Origin of the sequence: Thioalkalivibrio sp. ALJ1, from assembly GCF_000745395.1 — a bacterium.
GTDB lineage: Bacteria > Pseudomonadota > Gammaproteobacteria > Ectothiorhodospirales > Ectothiorhodospiraceae > Thioalkalivibrio.
In genome coordinates, this window is sequence record NZ_KN050684.1 from 1793949 (window position 1) to 1817594 (window position 23646).

Sequence of the window (23646 nt, forward strand, 5' to 3'; positions counted from 1 at the left end):
GACTGGGGCGGACGTGAGGAATATCAAGTTTCTTGCGCGGCCCCACCCGAGTCGTTAGGCTTCCGCAACCGTTTGACCTGGGCGTCGCGCCTCAAGGCGTGCTGAACGGCGTTGAGCGGTAACGCAGTACCCTTCACGCGCGGCGAGCGGCCGCGTCCATGGCGCGGAATCGAAAGGACTGAGCTGGCCGGATGCTGTACGCGATTCTGTCAACATTCCTGGTGGCGGCGATTGCCCCCACGGTCCATCGCGTGACCGGCCGCTCCAGCGGCTGGGTGCTGGGCCTGTTGCCGGCTGCGCTGTTCGTTTACTTCCTTAGCTTCCTGCCCGCCGTTTCCAGCGGCGAGTCGATTGTGCTGGTCTGGCCGTGGCTGCCGGGGCTGGATATCCAGCTCTCGTTCCTGGTCGACGGCCTGTCGCTGCTGTTCGCGTTGCTGATCTCGGGCATCGGCTTTTTCATCGTTACCTATGCCGGTCGCTACCTTGAGGGGCACCGCGATCTCGGGCGGTTCTACGTCATTATTCTCGCCTTCATGGGCTCCATGCTGGGCCTGGTGCTGGCGGATAACCTGGTCGCGATGTTCGTGTTCTGGGAGCTGACCAGCATCACGTCCTACCTGCTGATCGGCTACAACCACGAGAACGCGGACGCGCGGAAGTACGCGCTGCAGGGCCTGTTCGTCACCGTAGGCGGCGGTCTGGCGCTGCTGGCCGGGATCATCATGCTGGCGATGGCCGGCGGGTCCTGGGAGCTGTCGGAGATCCTCAACAACGGCGACGTGGTCCGCGAGCATGCGCTGTACCTGCCGTTGTCGTTGCTGATCCTGTTGGGGGCCTTCACCAAGTCGGCCCAGGTCCCGTTCCACTTCTGGTTGCCGCGCGCGATGGCGGCGCCGACCCCGGTTTCCGCTTACCTGCATTCGGCCACTATGGTGAAGGCCGGCGTGTACCTGATGGCGCGCCTGAATCCCTCGCTGGGCGGGACCGATATCTGGTTCACCACGCTGGCGCTGTTTGGCGCGGTGACGATGTTTACCGGTGTGTTCCTGGCCTTTCGCTCCACCGGCGTGAAGAAGGTCCTGGCGTACTCCACCGTGATGGCACTGGGTACGCTGACCATGCTGATCGGGATCGGCACCGAGACCGCGTTGATGGCGGCGATGGCCTTCCTGCTGGCGCATTCGTTGTACAAGGGCGCGCTGTTCATGGTCGCGGGCATTCTCGATCACGAGGCCGGGGCCAAGGACTTCCTGCAGACTGGGGGGCTGCGCAGTGCGCTCCCGGTGACGGCGGCGTTCGCGATCCTGGCGGCCCTGTCGCTGGGTGGGGTCATCCCTCTGTTCGGATTCGTCGCCAAGGAACTGATGCTGGAGGCAGTGCTGGAGGCCCCGAGTCTGGGCGGTATTCTGGCGCTGCTGGCCGTGCTGACTGCGATCCTGGGGGTGGCGGTGGCCGCGATCGTCGGTATCCGTCCCTGGTTCGGGGCACGGGTGGAAACGCCCAAAACCCCGCATCACGATGCCCCGGTGGCGATGCTGGCGGGTCCTGCCGTACTCGCCAGTCTCGGCCTGATCTTCGGCCTGGGGCCGGGTCTGGCGGATCAGGGGCTGGTCAACGCCGCGGCGGCCAGCGTGCAGGGCGCGCCGGTGGACGGCTACCTGTCGTTGTGGCACGGCATCAACTGGCCGCTGGCGATCTCGGCCTTCAGCCTGGTCGCGGGCGGGGTGCTGTACTGGCGCTGGGAGCAGGCGCGCCGCGCGTTGGCCTGGGTGGATCGCGCTGCCGAATACGGCCCCGAGAAGGGCTATTTCAAGATGATGGACGGCTTGGTCTGGATCTCCGAGTGGCAGACCCGCGTGCTGCAGAACGGCTACCTGCGCTACTACGTGATCGTGATTGTGGTCATGACTGCGGGTCTGGTTGGTTTTACCGCTCAGCTGTTCGGAGTTGGGGTGGGCTCGTTGAACCTCGAGCGCCTGGAGGTCCATGAGATGGCGATCCTCGCCATCCTGGTCGCTTCCATGCTGTATGCCGTGCTGACCCGATCCCGCTTGGGCGGTGTCGCCGCGCTGGGTTCACTGGGCTTCACCGTGGCGCTGGTCTACGTGCTCTACAGTGCGGCGGATGTCGGTATTACCCAGGTGCTGGTCGAGACCCTGACCGTGATCCTGCTGGTGCTCGTGCTGTTCCGCCTCCCGGGCTTCCTCAATCTGTCGTCCACCGCGCTGCGTATCCGCGACGCCGGCATTGCCCTGGTGATGGGCGGCATGATCACGCTGCTGATCCTGAGCACCCTGGACGCGCGCCTGTTTCCGTCGATCTCGCAGTACTTCATTGATGAGTCAGTGCCCTCGGGCTATGGCCGGAACATCGTGAATGTGGTGCTGGTCGACTTCCGCGCGCTGGATACGCTGGGCGAGATCTTCGTGCTGGCCCTGGCCGCGATTGGGGTGTACGCGATGATCCGGTTCCGTGCGGAGGACCGCCGATGAACATGCACTCGCTAATCCTGCGCACGGCGGGGCACTTCCTGCTGCCGCTGCTGCTGCTGTTCTCCGTATTCCTGCTGTTGCGTGGGCATGACGAGCCGGGCGGTGGCTTTATCGGTGGCCTGGTCGCGGCCGCCGCGATCGTGCTGTACCTGTTCTCGATGGATATCCAGTCGGCACGCAAGGTGTTGCGAGTGGATCCGCGCGATGTGCTCGGCACCGGGATGGTGCTGGCGGTGATCAGTGCGATCCCGGGGGTTTTCCGGGGCCAGCCCTTCTTTACTGCGCAGTGGTGGGAATTCACCGCGCCGCTGTTTGGCGAGATCAAGCTTTCGACCGTGCTGATCTTCGACATTGGGGTGTACCTCGTGGTGATCGGCTCGGTATTGACCATCATGCTGACCCTCGCGGAGGCGGAGGAGTAATGGAAGTCGTCATGGCCATCGTGGTCGGCGGCCTCTACGCCGCGGCCATCTACATGATGCTGCGCCGTTCGATCGTGAAGCTGGTGATCGGGCTGGTGCTGCTGTCGAATGCTGCGAATCTGCTGATCTTCACGGTGGCCGGCATGACCTCGGGGGCGCCACCACTGATTTCACCGGGTGACACGGTGCCCGAAGGCGTATCCGCCGATCCGCTGGCCCAGGCCGTGGTGCTGACCGCGATCGTGATCGGGTTTGGGGTGCTGGCGTTCGCCGTGGTGCTGATCCACCGCGCCTATGAGGTGGTGCAGGCCGACGACATGGACCAGATGAAGGACACCGATCGATGATGATTTCGGTGGCCCTTCCGGTCGTGCTGCCGCTGCTGTTTGGCGCACTGTCCGTGATGCTCTGGCGCTCGCACTTCGCGCAGCGCTCCCTCGGCGTGATCGGGACCGGCGCGATGCTGGCGGTGTCCGTCTGGCTGCTGGCCGATACCTGGGAGCACGGCCATGTGGTGATGGAGATGGGCTCGTGGCCGGCGCCGTTCGGCATCGTGCTGGTCTCCGACATGCTGGCGGCGATCATGGTGGTGTTGACCGGCATCATCGGGTTTGCCACCGCAATCTATTCGCTCTCGGGCATCGGCAAGATGTCGGAGAAGTTCGGGTACTACCCGTTGCTGCATCTGTTGCTGGCCGGCGTGAACGGCGCCTTCCTGACCGGCGACATCTTCAACCTTTACGTGTGGTTCGAGGTGATGCTGGTCGCCTCCTTCGCGCTGCTGATCCTGGGGGGGGAGCGAGCGCAGATGGAAGGGGCGATCAAGTACGTCACCCTGAACCTGCTGTCGTCGATGATCTTCCTGACCGCAATCGGCCTGACCTACGGGCTGACCGGCACACTGAACATGGCCGACATCGCGGACAAGCTGTCTACGGTGGAGGACACCGGGCTGGTCACCGTGATCGCGATGCTGTACCTGGTCGCGTTCGGGGTGAAGGCGGCGGCGTTCCCGTTCTTCTTCTGGCTGCCGGCGTCTTATCACACGCCCAAGGTCGCGGTCTCCGCGCTGTTCGCGGGCCTGCTGACCAAGGTGGGGGTGTACGCGCTCTATCGCGTGTTCACGCTGATCTTCAATCAAGAGGTGGACTTTACCCACGAGATCCTGCTGTGGGTGGCGGCCGCGACCATGCTGACCGGCGTGCTCGGGGCGGCGGCGCACTACGAGTTCCGGCGCATCCTGTCATTCCACATCATTAGCCAGATCGGTTACATGATCCTGGGTCTGGCACTGTTCACGCCGCTGGCTATCGTGGGCGGCGTGTTCTACATCATGCACCACATCATCGTGAAGGCGAATCTGTTCCTGATCAGCGGGATCACCTTCGTGATGAAGGGGACCCACGAGCTGAAGCTGATGGGCGGGATCTATCGCACCCACCCGATGCTCGGCGTGTTGTTCCTGATCCCGGCGCTGTCGCTGGCCGGTCTGCCGCCGCTGTCCGGATTCTTCGCCAAGTTCATTATCATCCGCGCCGGTATCGAGGCCGAGGCCTATTGGGCGGTGGCGGTCGCACTGGTGGTGGGGCTGCTGACGCTGTATTCGATGATCAAGATCTGGGCCGAGGTATTCTGGAAGGCCCAGCCGGAAGGCGTGGAGACCGATGATGTGACCTCCGGTCCGATGGTCTGGATGTGGGTCCCGGTGATCATGCTCGCACTGATGACCGTGGCCATTGGCCTGTACGGCGAGCCGATCTATCAGATGGCGGCGATGTCGGCCGAGCAACTGCTGGATCCATCGCAATACATTGAAGCGGTCCTCGGGGAGAGCCGCCAATGATCGCCTTGACCTGGAATATCGCGTTGGCCCTGATCTGGGTCTTCCTGACCGGTACCTTTACCGCCGGGAACCTGCTGGTGGGGTTCTTTCTTGGCTACGTGCTGCTGGCCTTTGCCCTGCGCGACATGCCGGGGTTTGCCAGTTACGCGCGGCGGGTGCCGAAGTTCATCGCGTTTATTGGTTATTTCCTGTGGGAGCTATTCCTGTCGAACCTGAAAGTGGCCTACGACGTGATCACGCCGACCCACCATATGGTGCCGGGTGTCATCGCGTTCCCACTGGAAGCGAAGACCGACGGGGAGATCACCATCGTCGCGAATCTGATCTCTTTGACGCCGGGGACCCTGAGCCTGGACGTGTCCACCGACAAGAAGGTGCTCTATATCCACGTGATGTACCTGGAGGACCGGGATGAGGTCATTCGGTCCATCAAGTACCTGGAGCACCGAGCCCTGGAGGTCCTGCGTTAACGCGGGGTGTGACGATGTTCGAGATTGCACTGCTGACGGCCAATGGTCTTTTGAGTCTCGCACTGGTGCTGGGGTTCTGGCGCCTGCTGCAGGGGCCGACGCTGCCGGATCGTGTGGTCGCCCTGGAGCTCATTGCCTCGCTGACCATCGGCTTCATTGCAGTCTATGTGATCTCCAGCGGCCGTACGCCGTTTATCGATGTGGCCATGGTGCTGGCGTTGACGGCCTTCCTGGCGGCAGTCGGCTTTGCCCGTTACCTCGAGAAAGGGGGGCATCGCGAAAATGATTGAGTTCCTGACCGGATTGTTCCTGGTGGTCGGCGCGGCCTTTATGGTGGTCGCGGCCCTGGGTCTGGTTCGTATGCCGGATCTGCCGATGCGGTTGCATGCGACCACCAAGGCCGGCGTACTGGGGGCCGGCCTGATGATGGTCGGGGTCGCGGTGTACTTCGGTGACGGCGGCGTGACCACGCGCGCGGTGGCGGTGATCGGCTTCCTGCTGTTGACCGCCCCTGTGGCCGCCCATGCGATCGGGCGCGCCGGGTATTTCGTCGGTGTTCCGCTGTGGGAAAACAGCAAGACCGACGAGCTGAAGGGGCGCTACGACGAGAAGACCCACACCCTCGCGTCTCCCCCCGAGATGCAGGACGGTTCGCAGGACGACAAGCCGGGGCGCTAATCCGGGCTTGGCGGTACGGGGAGCGGCATACGCGGTAAGGCGAGCACAAAAAAGCCGGGGCGCAAGGCCCCGGCAATGGGTACAGTCGTTGGAGAGACGACAGTTCCTGGATGGCGACCCTCAGGCCGCGTGTGTCTCCTTCGCCTCACGTGCGGCCTGCGCCTGCTCCGGATCATAGGCGGCTCCGGACCACAGCATTTCGTAGGCAATCTCTTCGTTCCCGTTCTCGCACAGCTCAAGGACCTGCTGGAAAAGCGGCTGGAACGTCTCACTCTGGTGCGAGGCTTCGTGTTCCTCGAAACTGTTCCAGAAGGTGATAATCAGCGCTTCCTTGTCCTTCATCGGGCTTTCGACCGCCTGCCCAATGGTGGAGCCCTCGTTGGAGACGGAACCGGAATTCAGGGCGACGAAGCCGCCGACGAAGCCCGTGTCCGAGTGGTAGGTCTTCACGTTCTCGCAGAGCACCGCGACCCGCTCCTGCAGGTCGTCGATGGTGTATTCCGGCTTGAGGATTACACGGTTGATGGTGACCACACCGTCGGCCGGGAAGTTGTTGATCAGCTGGCTCATAACGTCCTCCTTTTCGGGGGAAGGTGCCCGAAGGCACGGGAAGCTCATTCAGTTAGTAAGCAACTTCTAATTGAAGTTCCTGAGTACGTTACTCGGTTATTCGGTGGCGTCAAAATATCGCTTACTAAATGGGCGGACTCGGCCTCGAAGGGGCTTTGCGCCGCCACGTCGCGCACCCTTGCTGATCTCTGATCTTCCCTCTATCGTGTATTCAAACGAATATTAGAATTACTAATCATGTCGGGTCGTGAACTGAAAGATTTGCTGTATGACCAGGTCGCGCGCATTGCTCGGGCCGCAGCGAGCCCCAAGCGCCTCGAATTGATCGAGGTGCTGGTGCAGGGCGAAAAGAGTGTTGAGCAATTGGCGGCCGACGCCGAGATGAGCGTGAAGCTGACCAGTGCCCACTTGAAACAGCTGCGCCAGGCCCGTCTGGTCGAGGTCCGGCGTGAGGGTCGCCGGATGTTCTATCGCCTGGTGGAACAGCATGTGGCCGATTTCTGGGTGCTGCTGCGCACGCTTGCCGAGGAGCGGCTGCTTGAACTACAGGCCGCTACCCGGAAGATGGCCGAGGGCCCAGGAGAGCTGGCCCCGATGGCCGGAGCCGAGTTGCTGGATCAGGCGCGGCGAGGGGATTTGATCGTGCTGGATGTGCGCCCGGGCATGGAATATGCGAATGGGCATCTGCCCTATGCGCGCTCGATACCGGTCAATGAACTGCGTACTCGCCTCGGAGAGTTGCCGAAGGACCGACCCGTGGTGGCGTATTGCCGTGGACCCTACTGCCTGATGGCCCGGGAGGCGGTGGAGATTCTGGGTGAGCACGGCATCCACGCCAGTCGATTCGACGACGGCATTGCCGAATGGCGTTATCAAGGCTTGCCATTGGAGATGGAGTCGGATCAAAAGGAGGCCACGGAATGACCGACGATCACAAGGCCACTGAGGCCTACGCCCATCTGACGCACGGCATTCGGGATAACCTCGGTCAGTTTGGTCAGCAGCTGATCCAGGTCTTCTTCGTGGGCCTGACCATCGGGATGATGCGCACGGTGGTGCCGGCGCTGGCGGAGAGCGAGTTCGGCGTGGCCGAGGGCTCGTTCATGCTGCTGACGGCGTTCGTGGTTGCCTTCGGGGTGGTGAAGGGGGTGCTCAATTTCGTGGCCGGGCGCCTGTCCGAACGGTTCGGACGCAAGACGGTTCTGATGCTGGGCTGGATTGCCGCCATCCCGATCCCGTTCATGATCCTCTATGCGCCGTCCTGGAGCTGGATTATCGCGGCTACGGTGCTGCTGGGCGTTAATCAGGGGCTGGCCTGGTCGATGACGCAGACGTCCAAGATGGATATCACCCGCGCGGACGAGCGCGGCTTCACGATGGGCATGAACGAGTTCTCCGGCTATGTCGGGGTCGCCGTGGCCGGGATCGTGACCGGTTACATGGCCGCCGCCCTTGGCCCGCGCATGGGTCTCTTGATCTTCGGTCTGGTGGTGATTGCCCTGGCCATCGTGATGACCGCGGTCTTCGTACGCGAGACCCTCGATTGGGCCAAAGCCGAGGGCGCTCGGCATGCTGCGGGGCAGTCCACCGGTCCAGTCGCTCGTTACCCAAAGAATATTTCCGACACACCGACCACCTGGGAGGTGTTCACCCTGATGTCCTGGCGCGACCGACGCCTGGCGGCGTTCAGCCAGGCGGGGCTGGTGGAGAAGTTCGTGGATGCCCTGGTCTGGGTGTTCTACCCGGTATTCCTTTACCAGCAGGGCCTCAGCCTGGCGGCGATCGGCTGGGTGGTGGGCATCTACGGCTTCGTCTGGGGCGGATCGCAGTTCGTCACGGGTCGGCTGTCTGACCACATCGGGCGCCTGCAGCCGATTGTCTGGGGCATGTGGATCTGCGGTGGTGGGGTGGCGCTCACATTGCTTGGCGAGGGCGTGCTGTGGTGGTCATTTGCCGCGGCGATGACCGGCTTCGGGATGGCGCTGCTGTATCCCAACCTGAGTGCGGCGGTGGCGGATATCGCCCATCCGAACTGGCGCGGCTCGGCGATCGGGACCTATCGGTTCTGGCGTGATCTTGGCTATGGCGTAGGTGCGCTGGGGCTGGGCATCGTCGCCCACCTGGGCGGCTCCGTGATCTGGGGCTTCTGGTTCGTGGTGATCGCGATGTTCCTCTCCGGCGCCCTGGTCTGGTGGTGGGGCGAGGAGACGCATCCGCGCCTGAATCCGGAGGACTGAATCACCAGCGCGCGCGGTCCCACATCTCCGGGTTGGCCCAAAAGCGGGCGTTCAGCCAGTCCGGGGTGAGCTTGTAGTCGTACAGGCTGGTGCGATAGACGGCGTGATCCGGCGCGGCGGCCTCCGCCTCGGGATCACGCCGGAATCCGAGCGCAAGGAAATCGTTCAGGTCCCAGCGTGGATCGTCCAGCCGGTGCAGGATTAGCACCTCGTCGGCCCAGCGGTCGCGCAGGCCTCCCAGCAGTTGTTGTCCCGTGGTGACGTCCAGTTCGCTGAGTGTGTCCGGAAGCAGCACCAGCGGTATACGCTGTTCGGGTGGCCGGTCGAGAAATGCCGCCACCGTCTCCTGCTCCACGTCCGGCGGGCTGCCCGCGGTCTCTGGGGCGGTGACCAGCAGGACGGCGCGCCCGTCGCGCAGGCGCTGCGGCAGGTGGCGGCGCAGGACGTCGATGTCGATCAAGTGATACCTCCCCCGGTATTCGGCGTCGGCCCCGTCCCGGGGCCGCGTTCGTTATACTCTAAAGGACTCTCACTTCTACTGCGGACCCGTCAGAAGGAAGCCTCTCCATGTCCAAGGAACTGCTGACCGAATTCCTCTCCAAACACCCGATCTCCGCGTCGCTGACGCCGGCCGAGGTCGAGGTTCTGCTCGAATACCTGGAGGTGCTGGAGACCCACCACAAGCAGGTGATCGCCGATATTGGCGAGGTCGGAGAGTCGCTGTTCTTCGTGGTCAGTGGGACCGCCGCGCTATACCACGATGACGGGAGCCAGGAGATCGAGGTCGGCCGCATGCAGACCGGCGAGCTGGCCGGGTCCATGTCCTTCTTTGACCGGGTGCCGCGCGGGGTCCGTATGCGCGCCCTTAGCGACAATACGCGCCTGCTGCGCCTGTCGCGCTCGATGTACGATCGCCTGCGTGTCGAGCAGCCCTACATCGCGGTGAACCTGCTGGAGTTCGCAATCATCAGTCTGGATCACCTGATCCGTCGGGTCTCCGAGGACGTGGCCACCTACGCCCACTACCTCTACTCGCCGGGCAAGAAGTAACGGCGGCCGGGAGCCGAGACCCGCGTGTTCGCCAGCCTGCAGACGGTCGCCGAACACCTGCTCCTGCCACCGGGGCTCGGCATGGTGCTGACCCTGGTTGGCATCGCCTTTTGGCGGGCGGACTGGCGCGGTGGCCGGCCGTTGCTGGCGGTTGGGTTGCTGGCCCTCGTTCTGCCCAGTCTCAATATTGTCGCTCAGCCGCTGGCTCACAGCATCGAACGCGACCTGCGCGATCAGGTCCTGGCCGTAGGGCGGGCGGATGCCATCGTGGTTTTGGGGGGCGGGCGCCTGCCCGGGCGTGGCGAGGATGGCGGCCGTGATGCGCTGAATCCCCAGACCCACGAACGTGTGCGCCACGCCGCGCGGCTGCACCGGGACACCGGGCTGCCAATCCTGGTCTCGGGTGGTAGTCCTGGTGCCCTGCCCGGTCGGCGGTCGGAGGCGGAGCTGATGGCGGCGGCATTACAGGGTGATCTTGGGGTGCCGGTGCGCTGGCTGGAGAACACCTCACGCAATACCTGCGAGAACGCCACACATACCCGCCAGCGCCTACAAAACAGCGACGTGCAACGAGTCCTGGTAGTGACCCAGGCACTTCACATGCCGAGGGCTCTGGCCTGCTTCGAACGCGCTGGCATGGCGGCCGACCCGGCCCCCGCGGGCTTTCGTGGTCCGACCGGGGATCCGCGCCAGATCACGGACTTTCTGCCGCGTTGGGAGGCACTGGAGACCTCCCAATTTGCCCTGCGCGAATGGCTCGCCCGGCTGGCGCGGCCCCTGCGTGACCGCTTGCCAGGGCGGAGCGGCTCCGCCTGATGCAGCGATGGCGCCGTCCACCGGTGTGGCGTGTTGCGGCGGTCGGTCTGCTGCTTTGCGGATGGACGAGCCTGAGTGTTGCGGCGGATTCCGAGCCTTCCCCGGAGGAGGGCATTCAACTGGACTTGAAGATCGAATCGCTGTTGCGTGATGGTCTTGATGCCCGTGGTCTGAGTTCGCGAGTTCGGTGGTCGCAGGCGGGGTTGTCGCTGGAGGTCAGGGCCGAGCAGTTCACCTTGCCCGAGCCCGTCGGGGTGTTGAAGCGGGTGCGTGTGGAGTGTCCCGATCTGCGGGTCAGTCGGGCACAGATACGTTGCGATGCCGCGCGACTGTGGGGCGATGCCGGGGATCTGGACCTGCGCGGCGCCTTGGTGAGCCTGCGCTGGGGGCGAGAGAGCGGTGAGCTTACCTTGGTGGGCTCATGGCCTGGCTGGTTTGGGGCGCGGGGCGAAGTGCGTGCGCATCTCGATCCAGCACGAGGCTGGGAGGTGCGCGCCGACCTGCGGGAGTTCGACCTGGCAGCGCTCGCCGCTTCGCCGCGGTTACCACTGGAGCTCCCGGTCGACTTAGGACAGGGCCTCGCGGATCTGACACTGGACTGGCGCGAAGGAAGGCGCTCTCAGGCGACCCTGGTGATACGCGACCTCGCCTTTAGTGATGCCCTTGGCTTGCAGGCTGGCGAGGAGCTGGACGGCCGTCTCCAGCTCGTGGGGGATGCCCGGGGCTGGGATGTGGACGCTTCGTTGACGGCGGGGGTGGTCTTCGTCGATCCATGGTTTGTGGATGTCGAAACCGATGGCCCGTTGGTGCTCGCGGCGCGTGGCCTGGTAGCCGATGCGGCTACCCAGGAGGGGCGTGCCGACACGCTGGCGTTGGACTATGGCGAGGCGCTTGCGGTGCGCGGTCGGGCCCTGGAGTTCGCGCCGGAGCGGGGGCTGGATGGCGTATTCGACGCAGAGGTCCGGGCGTTGGAGGTGGTTTACGATGCGCTGTTGTCTCCCTGGCTGGTGGGCACGCCCCTGGGTGATTTGGAGACGAAGGGGCGCATGAACGTCGGGTTAGAGCTGCAGGCGTCCGCGCCGCGCAATGCCCGGGCTCAATGGTCCTCTCTGGAAGCCGAGGATCGGCGTGGGCGTTTTGGTATCCACGGCGCGTCCGGCGACCTGGATTGGTCGGATAGCGTGCCGGGTCAGCCGGGCCGGATTGCGCTGGAAGGTGCCCATCTGTACGGATTGCCGTTCGAGGGTTTCGTTGCCCAGGTACGAGCGCGCCCACAGGGCCTGGAGCTTCTGGAGCCGACCGAGATCCCGATCCTGGATGGTGGCTTGCGGATCGGGGCTTTCAATGTGCAGCAGACTGAGACCGGACCGGATGTGCAGTTCCAGGGCGGGATTCGCGCCATCAGTCTGGAGCCGTTGACCGAGGTCCTGGGCTGGCCTCGATTCTCGGGGCAGATCGCCGGGATGATCCCGCGCGTGCGCCTGGAGGATGGGGATCTGAACGTCGATGGTCGCTTGCTGGTCCAGGTGTTCGATGGCGAGGTCATCTTGCGCGATGTCTATATCCACGATCTGTTCGGGTATGCCCCGGAGCTTGGGTTATCGACCCAGATCGAGCGGCTAGATCTGGAGCTGGTCACGCGGGCGTTCGATATAGGACGCGTTCAGGGACGGTTGTCAGGACATGTGAACGACTTGGTCATGATCGACTGGTCCCCGGTTCACATGGATCTGGAGCTGATGACGCCGATGGATCATCCGGGCCGCCGGCGCATTAGCCAACGCGCGGTGGAGAACATCACCGAGTTGGGCGGTGGGATCCAGGCGGCGGCTTCCTCCATCTTCCTGCGCTTTTTCGAGAACTTCAGCTATCGCCGGTTGGGTTTTCGCTGCGAGCTGCGCGGAGAGGTATGTACGGCCTCCGGGGTCGCGGACCGGCCCGACGGTGGGTTTGTGCTGGTGCAGGGTGGTGGGCTGCCACAGATTCAGGTGATTGGTTACAACCGGCGGGTGGACTGGCCGGAGCTGATCAATCGTCTGGCGACCATCCAGGCCGGAGAGGGCCCCACGGTGCAATGATCCCGCCTCGGCATTTGGTTGTGGTTCAGGTTGATGGTGTAGATTGGACACATGCGGGAATTACCCGCCCGAACAAGGAATGACAGGCATGAAGGCTTTGTGGAGTGTTCCGGGGTTGGCCCTGATGTTCGCGCTGCTCGCGGGCTGCGTGACCATCAATATTTACTTCCCCACCGCTGCGGCGGAGGAGGCGGCTCGTGCCATCGTGCGTGATGCACTGCAGGTGCCGGACGCCGAGTCCACGCCGGAGTCCGAGCCGGGTGCGCGCCTGGATGCGCCGGAGGTTCGTCAGGCGGCGGCAGCGAATGGGACCCCGGTAGTGGCTTGGGTGCTGGAGCGATTGGTGAGCCCGGCGGCGGCACAAAGCCCGAACCTGCAGATCGAGACGCCCGCGATCAATCGCATCCGCGCCTCGATCCGGGAACGGGCCCCGCAACTGTCGCCGCACTTGCGCAGTGGCGCAATCGGTTTCGGTAACAACGGTGACGTGGTGATCCGCGATCTCTCCGAGATCCCGTTGCGGGATCGCAGCACAGTGCAGCGCCTGGTGAGCGAGGAGAACTCGGACCGCGATTCCCTGTACCGCGAGATTGCCCGGGCCAATGACCGCCCGGACTGGGAGCGTCAGATTCGCGAGACCTTCGCCCGCGTCTGGGTGGAGGAGGCCCCGTCGGGTTACTGGTATCAGGATCGCAACGGTCAGTGGCAGCAGAAGTAGCCGGGTCGTGACGCACGATCATCATCGCAAGGGGGTTGCGTGGCCGGTGTAGCCTGGGCCGAACGACTGGATGCACGCCGTCGGCGGATCCTTGAGCTGATCCACGACACCGACTTGTCCGTGCTCCCGCGCTGGAAGGCGGTCCCTCTCGGGATGGTGCGGGGCCTGTTTGCCCTGGCGCGGGAAGTCGGCGAAGGCCAGTTGACCCTGCGCGCGATGAGCCTGGTCTACACCACGCTGTTATCGATGGTGCCGTTGCTGGCGCTGTCGTTCTCGGTACTCAAGGCCTTTGGGGCGCACAACGCGGTCGAGCCGTTCCTGCTTGGCGTGCTGGAGCCGCTGGGCGAGCAAGGCGTCGAGATTGCGCACAACGTGCTCGATTTCGTCGACAACATGCGAGTGGGCGTACTCGGCTTTGTGGGCTTGCTGTTCCTGGTCTATACGGTGATCGCGCTGGTGCAGAAGATCGAGCTGGCGTTCAACACCATCTGGCGGGTGGAAAACAGCCGCAGCCTGGCGCAGCGCTTCTCGAACTATCTGTCGGTGATCCTGATCGGGCCTGTGCTGGTGGTCTCGGCGTTGGGGGTCACTGCCACGGTGATGTCGTCGGCGGCGATGCAGGCGATTGCCGGGGTCGAGCCCTTTGGCATGCTGATTACCGAGATCTCGCGGCTGGTGCCGTATTTGCTGATCATCGCCGCCTTCGCCTTTATCTATGTGTTCGTTCCGAACACGCGCGTGAAGATTCTCCCGGCGCTGGTTGGCGCGGTGGTGGCCGGGTTGCTGTGGCAGAGCGTGGGTTGGGTGTTTGCCAATATGGTGGCGGGCTCCACCCGCTATGCGGCGATCTACTCCAGCTTCGCCATCATGATCATGCTGCTGATCTGGATCTACCTGGCCTGGTTGATCCTGCTGATCGGCGCGAACGTGGCCTTCTTCGTCCAGCACCCCGAGTACATGAATGTACGCGGCCTGCGGTTGCACCTGTCCGGTGCGGCCCGCGAGCGTATGGGGCTGCATCTGATGCAGCAGGTGGGGCAGCTTTTCCATGATGGCAAACCCGCGCCGACGCTGGATGAGGTCGCGGTGGCCCTGGCGGTGCCGGGCAATGCGCTGAGTGATGCAGCGCGGCGTCTGGAGGATGCCGGGCTCCTGCTCAAGGCAGGCGCGGAGGGGCAGCATCTGGTGCCGGCGCGTGATCTGGATGCCATCCGCGTGGAGGAGATCCTCGCGGCCCTGCGCGAGGACACGGATGATCACGCGATCCGGAGGCTACGCGGTAGCCCGGCGGTGGAGACGACGTTGAAGGAAGTCGATGTGGCGCGGCAGGAGCGCCTGGACGGCCGTACTCTTCGCGATCTGCTCGCCAGCAGCCACCAGACCCGCCCAGCGGTTGCGACCGACGGCGCCTGAATCGCGTCGATCAGGAACGCGCCGCCTCGGCATCGAGACGTTGTTGAGCGCGCGCCATTAGCTGGCCCGATACCCGATCTACTAGTGACTGGGCTGCGCGGCGCACCGCTGCGTCGAGCAGCGGGTTCAGTTTGTATTCCAGTTCGAACTCTACCCGCGTGTGTCCATCGCCTTCTGGCTGCAGCCGGTAGCTGCCGCGATTGTGAATCCCTCGAATGGAGCGCCAGGCGAAGTGTTCCGGGGCGATCGCGCTGCAGACCTCGACGTCGAAATCCAGGCGCATCCCGGCCGCCCGGATGGTCCAGCGGTAACAATCGTCCCCCAGATCCTCAATGTGCTCGACGTGGTCGCACAACTCCACGAAGTTCGGCACATGGCTGAGAAGATCGAAGACCCGCTGCGGCTCGGCGCGCAGGGATGTAGCGTGGTTGATGGTTCGCATGAGTGGATCGTCTTTGCGGCCAGGTTCTATCGTCTAAGAGCATCCCGTGCGTGCGGGGTTCCATGCAAGTGCTGGATGCTTGTAGGCTCGTGGACGGCAGCCTAGGATGACCCTCTCTGCCCTGGCCCCGGATTCCTAGCATGTCCCTTGCGCAACCCTTGCCCGACCCCGACTTTCTTCAGCGTTTCGAGGCGGGTTCGACCGGTATCCTCCACTGGGAGCAACTGGATCGGTTGTGGGCACAACTGCGCGAGCGGGCGGACGGTGCCTGGTATGTCTATGCCGTTGGTGAAGAGGTGCCCCGGGAACCGGCACCCGCGGAACGCTTTTTGCGTTTTATCGACGAGATGGATGCGCTGCTGCGTCGGGACCACGACGAGGAGTATTGCGGGATTGTCTACGTCGATGACCGCGAGAACCCGGCATTCATAAAGATCTTTGATCCCAATAACCTTGGATCGAGTTGCGGTTCCTCGGGGCTTCGTGTGCTGCCGGGCTGGGTGATCTCGCGGGTGCGGCCGGTGGACCTGGAGGCGGCGATGCCGCCCACCGGAAGCCGCCGTCGCTGGTGGCAGCGGCTGTTCGGAGATTAGTTGATTCGCTGCTCGCGCCATTTGTCGACGATCTCCAGCACGGGGTCGATCGCCGGCGGTTCGTCGGTCAGCGGGCCGGGGACCAGAAGTCCGCGGTGCGAGGCCTCCAGGATGAGCGGTTCGGGGTGACTCTGCAGGGTAAGCGACTCCACCGGCACCACGCCGTCTCCCAGTTCTTCGTCGGTCTGTTCCCACCATTCGCTGATGTGGCCGGCCACGGCCTCGAGATCGATTTGGTCGTCCAGGGCGGCCAGGCTCTCACGCATCGCTGGGGTGGGTTCGGGGAGTATGCCGCCAATGATGCGTATGGGTATGCCCTCCGGCCATGGGCGCGCATTCAGATCGGCGAGGAAGGCGCTGTCCGGACGCAGGTCGATCTTGGCCGCGCCGGTGCCGTCGCGCAGGCCCGCAAATAGCGAGAAGCGCTGTTCCTGGATGTCGGCCAGCCACTCGCGAACCTCCAGCCAGACGCGCAGGCGGGCCCACTCGGAGCCATGATTGGGGGTTGCGACCAGGATGACGCCGGCTACCGGGCGGCCCCCGATCTGCGGCGGTGCTGCCGAAGGGTGGAGGTAACGCGTTACGAAATCACGGATCACCAGCCCCCCCATACTGTGGCCAATCAGGATCAGCGGGTCGTCACCCTCGAGTTGGTCCCAATGCTGGGCCAGGAGGTCGGTGCTGTGGTCGATGGCCTGGTCGTTGGGATAGCGGAACTCCCAGGCGTTGGTTCCGGTGTCGTCCAGCGCTTCGGAGAGGGCGTCCCAGATATCGCCCGGCTCGTCGAGCCCGTGCAGCATCAGCACGTCCGGCGGTTGGTCGGCGGTGAAGGTCTCGGAGCGGGGCACGAAGCCGACCAATTCGTCGGGCAACTCCATCGCCTCAGGGAACCACTGCTGCAGGCGGTCCTGTACCTCGACGCGCAGCTCACGCTCCTGTTCCGGGTTCTGCTCGGCCCAGCCCACCCAGATGGCCAGGACCAGCAGGGGGGCGCCTAGCAATACCAGGAAGGCGGTCAGGCGTCGGCGGCGCCGGGATGGATGTGTGTTCTTCGGCTTCATTTCGTTCCACACGATCGGGCAATTGGGCGTGTACAGCAAGCGGTGCGATGGACCGGTAGCGGTTGATGCGCTGGCGTTTCTTTCCGGGGTTGGGTAGTGCGCTGTGTATGATGACGGCGTTGGCCTCAAAGGAGTTCTGGCATGCGCCTATCGAAGTTTGTCCCGTTTCTACTTCTACCCTTTCTGTTGACGGCCTGCGCCGGCCTGGACGTGCGTGACCTTGGCCTTGGGAACGGCGGGGGCGACCGCGCCGAGGATGCCATCCGCGAGGCGCTGCGCGTGGGGACCGAGCGCACGGTCGACCGGACCGGACGCGAGGACGGGTACTGGGGCAATGAATTGATTCGGATCGGACTACCGCAGGAGCTGCAACAGGCGGGCGATACGTTGCGCCGGGTGGGCTTTGCCAGCGAGGTCGACGATCTGCAACGGCGTATGAACCGGGCGGCGGAGGCTGCCGCGCAGGAGGCGGTTCCGGTGTTCGTCAGTGCCATACGGCAGATGCGCCCGGAGGATGTACAAGGCGTGTTGCGCGGCGAAGAGGATGCCGCCACACAGTATCTGCGGGGCGCGTCGGAATCGACCCTGCGCGAGCGCTACATGCCCATTGTGCGCGAGCAGATGGAACGGGCCGATGTCTATCGCGTGTATCAACCGTTGCGTGACGCCGCGGGCCGTATCCCCGGTCTGTCCAGCCTGGACGTGGATCTGGATCGCTATGTGACCGATCACGCCCTGGACGGGTTGTTCACCATCCTGGCCGACGAGGAACGCCGCATCCGCGAGGACCCCGCTGCCCGCACCACGCAGCTCCTGCGCGACTATTTCGGCCAGTAGCGGTTCGGCCGAGTCGCTTACCAGACCAGCGCCAGCAATCCGGCGCCCAGGCACACGACGATCACTGGGATGATGGTCTCGCGTATGACCTGGCCTTCGCGCGCCTGCAGCCCTGCCGCGGCGGCGGCCATGGCGATGTTGTGCAGCGAAATCATGTTGCCTACTCCGGCGCCAATCAGCTGCAGGGCCAGCACCGAGGGCAGGGTGATCGCCAGGGCATCCGCCGTATCCACCTGGAGCTGCGCGAACAGGAGGTTGGAGACCGTGGCACTCCCGGTCATGAACGAGCCCAGTGCCCCCAGGAAGGCGCTGAGCAGCACAAACGTCCCACCCAGCAGTTCGGCCAGGCCCTGTCCCAGTACCTGCGGCATGGAGGGCAGGCCCGCGGCATTTTGACCGGAGACCAGGAGCAATTGGGTTAGGGCGATAATGAACGCCAGTACGATGGCCGCGACGCGCAGCTTGCTCCAGGTGGCTACGACGGCCTCCCCTAGCGAGGCTCGACTCACCCGAAACAGGATCAGCGCCGTGATCAGGGCCAGGGCGAAGTAGAAATACGGTGTGTACAGCGGCGACAGGCTCTGGCCCAGTTCGATCCCGAGGGTGTCACCCGGTGACCAGCGCACCGATTGCAGGGCCTCGCGCAGCGGCATGATGGTGCGCGAAGCGCTGAGGGCCAGAGCCATCACGACAAACGGTACGAATGCCAGCAGTACGCGCCCGATCGGCGCCTGTTCCACGGACTCCGCCCGAGGCTGGTGGCTGGGAAGAAACAGCCCGCGGTGGGCCGCCAACGCGATCACGGCCATGGCCACCACGCCGCCGATAATCGAGGGTAGCTCCGGTCCGATCAGCCATGCGACCAGCAGATACGGGATGCCAAAAGCGAGTGCGGACAGGGTGGCGAACGGCAGGAACTCGCGGAAGCGTCCCTTGGCCTCGCCCAGTGTGGCGACCCAGGTGATGAAGATGGTGATGAAGATCGCGAGGACTGCGTGGATCATGGCCGTCTGGCGCACGGCTTCCTCAAGCGTCGCCTCCTCCAGCCCGAGGCCGGCAAACCCGATGATGACCGGGGTGCCCGCGGCGCCAAAGGGCACCGCCGTGCTGTTCCCGATCAGCGCGATCGCGACAGCCTTGAGCGGTTTCATGCCGAAATACACCAGCAACGGGGCGGCCAGAACCGCCGGCGTGCCAAAGCCGGCGATACCCTCGACGAATCCCACCAGACCCCAGCCCAGCAGCATCGCCAGGACGCGATGATCGCGGGATACGCTGGCGATCACCTGCTGGATGGCGTTCATGTGCCCGGTCACGATCATCACGTTCAGCACCAGGAGTGCGAAGACGATGATGAGCAGGACTTCGACGAACACCACGGATGCATCCAGCAGACTGGTCACGATGACCATCCCGCCGACTTCCCAGATGGCCACGGCCAGCACCAGCGTGGCCAGGTATGCCACGGGTGCTGCTTCGTACGCGGGCCGGCGCAGAGGCACCAGTAGTGCGAACAACACGACGAAGGGCACCAGCGTGAGCCAGAACAGCATCATTGGGATTTCCGCTAACAAGTGCCCCTAATGCTACCGCGCCCGGCCGTTAGTCGGTTGTACCTGACCATCATTCGCTTCAGCGCGGGGTGGGCGTATGCATCGAAATCTTGTCTCCCAAGAGGGAATTACTGGACTGAATGAAGGCGGCCCTTGTGCGGTTGATCGGAGAGCAGGAGGTACGGGATCTCGTCGGCCAGGAGGGGGCGGGCGAAGTAGTAGCCCTGTATACAGTCAAACTGCAGCTCTCGGCTGATCGACAGTTGTTCGCCGGTCTCCACCCCCTCGGCGATGGTGCGAAGCCCCAGCGATTCAGCGAGCAGGACAATACCGCGCGAGAGGTCACGAGCGGATGCAGCCAGGCCGAGCCCGGAGATCAGGTGGCGATCGATCTTGAGGATGTCAATGGGGAAGCGATTGAGGTAGGCCAGCGATGAATAGCCAGTGCCAAAGTCGTCTATAGCGAGCTGTACGCCCAGGGACTTGAGTTGGTTCAGGGCATCGGTGGAATCGTCCAGTGCGAGCACCGTTTCAGTCAGCTCGAGGTGTAGCAGATCGGGTGGCAGGTGATGGCGTTCCACTGCACTGGCGACGTGCGCAGCCATTTCCGGACGCAACAAATCCCGGGCCGAGAGGTTGATTGCCACGTGCCAGGGCGGGCGCCCATGTTCGGCAGCCAATGCCTTCCACGCGGTTGCCTGGAGACAACCCTCGTTCAGGGCCAGATCACTGATGTCGTGGATGAGCGCAGAATCCTCCGCTACCTCCAGGAAGTCTGCGGGCGCGAGCTCGCCCCGGATCGGGTGCTGCCAGCGGATCAAAGCCTCGGCACCCACATAACGCTCCTGCTCAAGCGAGTAGATGGGCTGGTAACGCAGGAAGAACTCGTTATGCCGCAGCCCGCGTCGGATATCGAGCTCCTGACGCATCCGCCGCAGTTCTTCGGTGACTGGGTGCAGGGCCGGGATTACCAGCCAGGCCATCAGCTGGCCGATGCCCACGAAGAAACCCGTGCGGGTTAACCAGCGCTCGGTTTCCTGGGCGATCCCAGCGCTGACATCCACAGGGGTGAGTGGCCCGGCCAGTACGCCGGCGACCAGGGCCACCGCGAGGGCGGCACCCGCGCCGAAACGCGCGGCGGCAAACAGGATGGGCACGTAGTAGAGATGCGGGACGATGCTGTCCGCGCCCCCGGCGGTGTAGACAATCACCCAGGACAGCGTCAGGCCGCCAATAATCAGCAGGCTAGCGCTCACGAAAGACATACCCACCCAGGCGCGCAAGGTGCTGCGCGCCAGATGGTCGGAGTATCGCGTGCCATTGCCGGAAGGCAGAGCCGAATGGACTCTGGGCATCACACCCCCTTTGGATCACTCCATGACCCGTTGCTGCATGATGGGCCGATGCCGCAGCTGACCCCCTTGAGGCGCGCCCGACCATCCCGTCTGGTGACCTCTGGAGCGAGTGTAGTGCATTCACCTGAATTCGTTTGTTCCTGCGGCTGCTGCGACTGGATAACTAGAGGTGCCGATACACCCGCCGTGAACTGCGTGCTGACGAAGCAAAGTTATCGCGTGACGTTAGGTTTCAGGAGTCCGGCTACGAGTAGGGCATGGACAGGGCACGAGGAAGAGCCGTCTGGCCGAGCGGTGTACGCCCTACGCGTTGACTGCGGGCCGCAAGCGGATAGCCCCGGCGACGGTCGAGAGACCGGTCAGCAGCAGGACGATGCCCTGATCGGTCAGGCCGGCCCCGCCAGTCCCGCCACCTTGATGGCCTTGCTGCTTATGTTTCTCCTCGTGACCCCCGCCACCGCATCATGGACTCTCGTTAGACGCCGTTAGCCGCGATTTGTGGAGTATTGGGTCCGGCCCCATAATCCATGGTCCGGAGCGAGGCCCGGGCCTGTTGTCGCAATCTCAGAGCGTTGGATGCTAAAAAAGATCAAGGTGGAGCGTGTCGCCCCCGGAATGTACATTCAGGAGCTTTGTGGTTCGTGGATGGAGCACCCCTTTTGGCGAACGCACTTTCTACTGAACGATCCGAAAGACCTCGACACGTTGCGCAATAGCAGCATCCGCGAAGTGTGGATCGACACCGCCAAGGGCCGTGACCTCGAGGGCGCGGGAGAGGCTGTGATGGAGGCGGAACGCGAGGCCCAGGTCCAGGCGTCGTTGCAGGCCGCGGCAACCGTGGAACGCCACCAGGAACCGGTCTCCACCGCGGAAGAACTGCAGCGGGCCGCCACGATCTGCCACAAATCGCGGCAGGCGATGACCTCGATCTTTGGCGAGGCACGCATGGGCCGGGCGGTGGATACGGAGTTGGCACGCAAGGTCGTTGAGGAGATTACCGATTCGGTGACCCGTAACTCCCGCGCCCTGGTGAGCCTGGCCCGTCTCAAGAACGCCGACGACTACACCTACATGCACTCGGTCGCGGTGTGCGCATTGATGGTCTCACTGGGGCGGGAGCTGGGGCTCGAGGAGGCGGAGCTCATGGCTGCCGGCGAGGCCGGGTTGATGCACGACATCGGCAAGGCCGCCATGCCGCTGGAGGTGCTCAACAAGCCCGGCAAGCTGACGGATGAGGAGTTTGCCGTGATGAAGCGACATCCAGGCGAGGGGTACCGCATCCTGCAGGCGGCTGACGAGGCCCTGCACCCGATCACCCTGGATGTCTGCCTGCATCATCACGAGAAGGTGGATGGCTCGGGGTATCCCGAGGGACTCACCGACGAGGAAATCAGCCTGTTTGCGAAGATGGGCGCGGTCTGCGACGTCTACGATGCGATCACGTCCAATCGCCCTTACAAGAATGGGTGGGACCCGGGCGAGTCCATCCGGAAGATGGCCGAATGGGCCGACGGGCACTTCGACCCCAAGGTGTTCCAGGCCTTCGTGAAGAGCCTGGGGATCTATCCTGTGGGATCCCTGGTGCGCATGGCGTCGGGCCGGATTGGGGTGGTCGTCGACCAGTCGGATGAGTCGCTGCTTAAGCCGGTTGTGAAGATCTTTTATTCCACCAGCTCTGGCTGCCGGATTCCTCCCAGGATCGTGAATCTCTCGGCGCCTCATCACCAGGACGCGATCGCCGGGCGCGAGGATCCGGCCGCATGGCCATTCCCGGACCTCGACGAGCTCTGGTCCGGTTTGCCCGGCCACGCCGGGTAGGGAGAGCGGCGTTACCACCGTGGGTGGGGGCAACCCGTACTGGGTTTGGATTCAGTGCGGCGTCAGGACCGTGATGGCGGTTCAGGTGAGCAGCCGCAAGAGGGTCTGTGGGGCGAGGTTGGCCTGGGCGAGGACGGCGATGCCGGCCTGTTGCAGGATCTGGGCGCGAATCAGGGCGGCTACCTCGGTGGCGTAATCGGTGTCCAGGATGCGGCTGCGGGCGGCCGAGAGGTTCTCGCTGCTGATGCCGAGGTTGTCGATGGTCGACTCGAAGCGGTTCTGGACCGCACCGAGCTGGCTGCGCCGAGCATTGATCTGATCCATGGCCCGGTCCAGGCGGGCGAGAGCATCGGTGGCTCCTGGGGCCGTGCTCAGCTCGATGGTGGTGAGGTTTCCGCCCACGGTGTGCGTAGCTGAGAGGTTGAGCGTGTTGAGCGCCGCATCGCCGCTGATGGTGATTGCTTCCTGCGCCGTGATCTCCAGGCGCCCGTCCTGGGTCGCAAAGCCCCGGCTCGGGGACGCGAGTACCCGGTTCACGGCCGTTGCCAGTTCCTGTACCGAGTGGTACTCGCCGTCGGGTACCGCGATCTCGTTGGCGTCACCGATCTGAATGCGGAAGTCGCCGTCGACGGTGACGGGTCCCGTTTCGAACAGGCTGGTGAGATCCTCGGTCCGGGCGGAGGCGACTGCGCCAAGGTCCTGGGTGCGCATGCCGCTGCCCAGGTCCACGGCAAGGGTTTGCCCGGCGTTGGCGCCGATCTGGAAAAACGCGGTGGGCGCGCTACCGTCCAGTAGGGAGCGTCCGTTGAATGTGGTCTGCGTAGCGACCCGGTTCGTCTCGGCGAGAAGCTGCCGGGCCTCCTGATTCAGGGCTTGGCGGTCGGAGGGCGACAGGGTCCCGTTAGCGGCTTGCAGGGCCAGCTCGCGTATGCGCTGGAGGTTGCCGCCCATCGACCCGAGTGCGCCTTCGGCGGTGCGCGCCAATGCGATGCCATCCTGCGCATTGCGCATGGCCTGATTGAGGCCGCGAATCTGGGTGGTGAAGCGTTCGCTGATCGCAAGCCCTGCGGCGTCGTCGCGCGCCGAGTTGATCCGGCGGCCGGAGGCCAGGCGTTGCAATGCCTGCTGCAAGGCGCCCTGAGAAAGGCGCAGGTTGCGCTGTGCATTCAGCGACAGGAGATTCGTGTTGATCACCAGGAC

The 23646-nt window shown here is 64.2% G+C and carries 24 protein-coding genes; 17 read left to right on the plus strand and 7 right to left on the minus strand.

Translation table 11 applies throughout. The features are described from left to right. The first annotated feature begins 191 nt into the window (after positions 1 to 191). The 7 genes from F462_RS10815 to mnhG are packed head-to-tail and all read left to right on the plus strand — an operon-like array spanning position 192 to position 5905. On the plus strand, positions 192 to 2492 hold the full coding sequence (locus F462_RS10815) for a putative monovalent cation/H+ antiporter subunit A (RefSeq protein WP_038054033.1): 2301 nt from the start codon (positions 192 to 194) through the stop codon (positions 2490 to 2492). Beyond that, positions 2489 to 2914 carry a Na+/H+ antiporter subunit B gene (locus F462_RS10820; RefSeq protein WP_018140749.1) on the plus strand — a complete coding sequence of 142 codons (426 nt, stop codon included), beginning with the start codon at positions 2489 to 2491 and terminating at the stop codon, positions 2912 to 2914. Before F462_RS10815 ends, F462_RS10820 begins: the two co-directional genes overlap by 4 nt. After that, positions 2914 to 3261: a Na+/H+ antiporter subunit C gene (locus F462_RS10825; RefSeq protein WP_018140750.1), complete on the plus strand. Its 348-nt coding sequence runs from the start codon at positions 2914 to 2916 to the stop codon at positions 3259 to 3261. The genes F462_RS10820 and F462_RS10825 overlap by 1 nt, the downstream gene beginning before the upstream one ends. Beyond that, positions 3258 to 4757: a Na+/H+ antiporter subunit D gene (locus F462_RS10830; RefSeq protein ID WP_038054036.1), complete on the plus strand. Its 1500-nt coding sequence runs from the start codon at positions 3258 to 3260 to the stop codon at positions 4755 to 4757. Before F462_RS10825 ends, F462_RS10830 begins: the two co-directional genes overlap by 4 nt. Then, the gene (locus F462_RS10835; RefSeq protein WP_018140752.1) at positions 4754 to 5227 is read left to right on the plus strand and encodes a Na+/H+ antiporter subunit E; all 474 of its coding nucleotides are present in this window, start codon (positions 4754 to 4756) and stop codon (positions 5225 to 5227) included. Before F462_RS10830 ends, F462_RS10835 begins: the two co-directional genes overlap by 4 nt. A 14-nt stretch (positions 5228 to 5241) precedes the next feature. Continuing rightward, a complete protein-coding gene (locus tag F462_RS10840) occupies positions 5242 to 5517 on the plus strand; it encodes a cation:proton antiporter (RefSeq protein ID WP_018140753.1) in 276 nt (91 codons plus the stop codon). Next, the gene (mnhG, locus tag F462_RS10845) at positions 5510 to 5905 is read left to right on the plus strand and encodes a monovalent cation/H(+) antiporter subunit G (protein ID WP_038054039.1); all 396 of its coding nucleotides are present in this window, start codon (positions 5510 to 5512) and stop codon (positions 5903 to 5905) included. The genes F462_RS10840 and mnhG overlap by 8 nt, the downstream gene beginning before the upstream one ends. Before the next feature lie 120 nt (positions 5906 to 6025). On the opposite strand, the gene F462_RS10850 is transcribed toward mnhG, so the two are convergent. Beyond that, on the minus strand, positions 6026 to 6475 hold the full coding sequence (locus F462_RS10850; RefSeq protein ID WP_018140755.1) for a hypothetical protein: 450 nt from the start codon (positions 6473 to 6475) through the stop codon (positions 6026 to 6028). Between the two features lie 237 nt (positions 6476 to 6712). On the opposite strand from F462_RS10850, the gene F462_RS10855 reads away from it, so the two are divergent. Together F462_RS10855 and F462_RS10860 are read left to right on the plus strand one after the other, a co-directional pair. Further along, positions 6713 to 7399, plus strand: coding sequence for an ArsR/SmtB family transcription factor (locus F462_RS10855; RefSeq protein ID WP_038054043.1), 687 nt, complete (start codon positions 6713 to 6715; stop codon positions 7397 to 7399). Further along, positions 7396 to 8712, plus strand: a complete 1317-nt coding sequence (locus tag F462_RS10860; protein ID WP_038054047.1) for an MFS transporter — start codon at positions 7396 to 7398, stop codon at positions 8710 to 8712. The genes F462_RS10855 and F462_RS10860 overlap by 4 nt, the downstream gene beginning before the upstream one ends. A gap of 1 nt (position 8713) precedes the next feature. Here the strand turns inward: F462_RS10860 and F462_RS10865 are convergent, their stop codons facing one another. Beyond that, complete coding sequence (locus F462_RS10865; protein ID WP_038054050.1) at positions 8714 to 9172, minus strand: DUF6231 family protein; 459 nt, start codon at positions 9170 to 9172, stop codon at positions 8714 to 8716. Between the two features lie 107 nt (positions 9173 to 9279). Here F462_RS10865 and F462_RS10870 point away from each other — a divergent pair, with 107 nt between their 5' ends. The 5 genes from F462_RS10870 to F462_RS10890 all read left to right on the plus strand — a co-directional run bounded on the left by F462_RS10870 (position 9280) and on the right by F462_RS10890 (position 14787). Then, positions 9280 to 9762 carry a Crp/Fnr family transcriptional regulator gene (locus tag F462_RS10870; RefSeq protein ID WP_018140759.1) on the plus strand — a complete coding sequence of 161 codons (483 nt, stop codon included), beginning with the start codon at positions 9280 to 9282 and terminating at the stop codon, positions 9760 to 9762. A 24-nt stretch (positions 9763 to 9786) separates the two neighbouring features. Beyond that, positions 9787 to 10578: a YdcF family protein gene (locus tag F462_RS10875; RefSeq protein WP_038054055.1), complete on the plus strand. Its 792-nt coding sequence runs from the start codon at positions 9787 to 9789 to the stop codon at positions 10576 to 10578. After that, the gene (locus F462_RS10880) at positions 10578 to 12656 is read left to right on the plus strand and encodes a hypothetical protein (RefSeq protein WP_038054056.1); all 2079 of its coding nucleotides are present in this window, start codon (positions 10578 to 10580) and stop codon (positions 12654 to 12656) included. The genes F462_RS10875 and F462_RS10880 overlap by 1 nt, the downstream gene beginning before the upstream one ends. Before the next feature lie 88 nt (positions 12657 to 12744). Continuing rightward, on the plus strand, positions 12745 to 13374 hold the full coding sequence (locus tag F462_RS10885; protein ID WP_018140762.1) for a YdbL family probable chaperone protein: 630 nt from the start codon (positions 12745 to 12747) through the stop codon (positions 13372 to 13374). Positions 13375 to 13413: 39 nt separating this feature from the next. Then, on the plus strand, positions 13414 to 14787 hold the full coding sequence (locus F462_RS10890) for a YihY/virulence factor BrkB family protein (protein WP_038054057.1): 1374 nt from the start codon (positions 13414 to 13416) through the stop codon (positions 14785 to 14787). A gap of 10 nt (positions 14788 to 14797) precedes the next feature. Here the strand turns inward: F462_RS10890 and F462_RS10895 are convergent, their stop codons facing one another. Continuing rightward, positions 14798 to 15229: an SRPBCC family protein gene (locus F462_RS10895; protein WP_038054059.1), complete on the minus strand. Its 432-nt coding sequence runs from the start codon at positions 15227 to 15229 to the stop codon at positions 14798 to 14800. 140 nt (positions 15230 to 15369) lie between these two features. On the opposite strand from F462_RS10895, the gene F462_RS10900 reads away from it, so the two are divergent. Further along, complete coding sequence (locus F462_RS10900) at positions 15370 to 15822, plus strand: hypothetical protein (protein ID WP_038054062.1); 453 nt, start codon at positions 15370 to 15372, stop codon at positions 15820 to 15822. Here the strand turns inward: F462_RS10900 and F462_RS10905 are convergent. Then, the gene (locus tag F462_RS10905) at positions 15819 to 16883 is read right to left on the minus strand and encodes an alpha/beta fold hydrolase (RefSeq protein ID WP_038054065.1); all 1065 of its coding nucleotides are present in this window, start codon (positions 16881 to 16883) and stop codon (positions 15819 to 15821) included. The genes F462_RS10900 and F462_RS10905 overlap by 4 nt on opposite strands. Before the next feature lie 141 nt (positions 16884 to 17024). On the opposite strand from F462_RS10905, the gene F462_RS10910 reads away from it, so the two are divergent. Next, on the plus strand, positions 17025 to 17720 hold the full coding sequence (locus F462_RS10910) for a DUF4197 domain-containing protein (RefSeq protein ID WP_038054066.1): 696 nt from the start codon (positions 17025 to 17027) through the stop codon (positions 17718 to 17720). A gap of 17 nt (positions 17721 to 17737) precedes the next feature. On the opposite strand, the gene F462_RS10915 is transcribed toward F462_RS10910, so the two are convergent. Together F462_RS10915 and F462_RS10920 are read right to left on the minus strand one after the other, a co-directional pair. Continuing rightward, positions 17738 to 19273, minus strand: coding sequence for an L-lactate permease (locus F462_RS10915; protein WP_026181523.1), 1536 nt, complete (start codon positions 19271 to 19273; stop codon positions 17738 to 17740). 128 nt (positions 19274 to 19401) lie between these two features. Then, positions 19402 to 20628, minus strand: a complete 1227-nt coding sequence (locus F462_RS10920) for a putative bifunctional diguanylate cyclase/phosphodiesterase (protein WP_038054070.1) — start codon at positions 20626 to 20628, stop codon at positions 19402 to 19404. A gap of 576 nt (positions 20629 to 21204) precedes the next feature. On the opposite strand from F462_RS10920, the gene F462_RS10930 reads away from it, so the two are divergent. Then, the gene (locus F462_RS10930) at positions 21205 to 22446 is read left to right on the plus strand and encodes an HD-GYP domain-containing protein (protein ID WP_038054076.1); all 1242 of its coding nucleotides are present in this window, start codon (positions 21205 to 21207) and stop codon (positions 22444 to 22446) included. A gap of 81 nt (positions 22447 to 22527) precedes the next feature. Here the strand turns inward: F462_RS10930 and F462_RS10935 are convergent, their stop codons facing one another. Further along, on the minus strand, positions 22528 to 23640 hold the full coding sequence (locus tag F462_RS10935) for a flagellin (RefSeq protein WP_038054079.1): 1113 nt from the start codon (positions 23638 to 23640) through the stop codon (positions 22528 to 22530). Between the last annotated feature and the right edge of the window lie 6 nt (positions 23641 to 23646).

Excerpts from the sequence above, each read along its gene's own strand:
- F462_RS10820 (WP_018140749.1), top strand. The coding sequence starts at position 2,489 with ATGAACATGCACTCGCTAATCCTGCGCACGGCGGGGCACTTCCTGCTG.
- F462_RS10825 (WP_018140750.1), top strand. The coding sequence starts at position 2,914 with ATGGAAGTCGTCATGGCCATCGTGGTCGGCGGCCTCTACGCCGCGGCC.
- F462_RS10835 (WP_018140752.1), top strand. The coding sequence starts at position 4,754 with ATGATCGCCTTGACCTGGAATATCGCGTTGGCCCTGATCTGGGTCTTC.
- F462_RS10895 (WP_038054059.1), bottom strand. The coding sequence starts at position 15,229 with ATGCGAACCATCAACCACGCTACATCCCTGCGCGCCGAGCCGCAGCGG.
- F462_RS10880 (WP_038054056.1), top strand. The coding sequence starts at position 10,578 with ATGCAGCGATGGCGCCGTCCACCGGTGTGGCGTGTTGCGGCGGTCGGT.
- F462_RS10915 (WP_026181523.1), bottom strand. The coding sequence starts at position 19,273 with ATGCTGTTCTGGCTCACGCTGGTGCCCTTCGTCGTGTTGTTCGCACTA.
- F462_RS10830 (WP_038054036.1), top strand. The coding sequence starts at position 3,258 with ATGATGATTTCGGTGGCCCTTCCGGTCGTGCTGCCGCTGCTGTTTGGC.
- F462_RS10840 (WP_018140753.1), top strand. The coding sequence starts at position 5,242 with ATGTTCGAGATTGCACTGCTGACGGCCAATGGTCTTTTGAGTCTCGCA.
- F462_RS10860 (WP_038054047.1), top strand. The coding sequence starts at position 7,396 with ATGACCGACGATCACAAGGCCACTGAGGCCTACGCCCATCTGACGCAC.
- F462_RS10930 (WP_038054076.1), top strand. The coding sequence starts at position 21,205 with ATGCTAAAAAAGATCAAGGTGGAGCGTGTCGCCCCCGGAATGTACATT.
- F462_RS10815 (WP_038054033.1), top strand. The coding sequence starts at position 192 with ATGCTGTACGCGATTCTGTCAACATTCCTGGTGGCGGCGATTGCCCCC.
- F462_RS10870 (WP_018140759.1), top strand. The coding sequence starts at position 9,280 with ATGTCCAAGGAACTGCTGACCGAATTCCTCTCCAAACACCCGATCTCC.
- F462_RS10910 (WP_038054066.1), top strand. The coding sequence starts at position 17,025 with ATGCGCCTATCGAAGTTTGTCCCGTTTCTACTTCTACCCTTTCTGTTG.
- F462_RS10885 (WP_018140762.1), top strand. The coding sequence starts at position 12,745 with ATGAAGGCTTTGTGGAGTGTTCCGGGGTTGGCCCTGATGTTCGCGCTG.
- F462_RS10900 (WP_038054062.1), top strand. The coding sequence starts at position 15,370 with ATGTCCCTTGCGCAACCCTTGCCCGACCCCGACTTTCTTCAGCGTTTC.
- F462_RS10850 (WP_018140755.1), bottom strand. The coding sequence starts at position 6,475 with ATGAGCCAGCTGATCAACAACTTCCCGGCCGACGGTGTGGTCACCATC.
- F462_RS10855 (WP_038054043.1), top strand. The coding sequence starts at position 6,713 with ATGTCGGGTCGTGAACTGAAAGATTTGCTGTATGACCAGGTCGCGCGC.
- F462_RS10905 (WP_038054065.1), bottom strand. The coding sequence starts at position 16,883 with ATGAAGCCGAAGAACACACATCCATCCCGGCGCCGCCGACGCCTGACC.
- mnhG (WP_038054039.1), top strand. The coding sequence starts at position 5,510 with ATGATTGAGTTCCTGACCGGATTGTTCCTGGTGGTCGGCGCGGCCTTT.
- F462_RS10920 (WP_038054070.1), bottom strand. The coding sequence starts at position 20,628 with ATGCCCAGAGTCCATTCGGCTCTGCCTTCCGGCAATGGCACGCGATAC.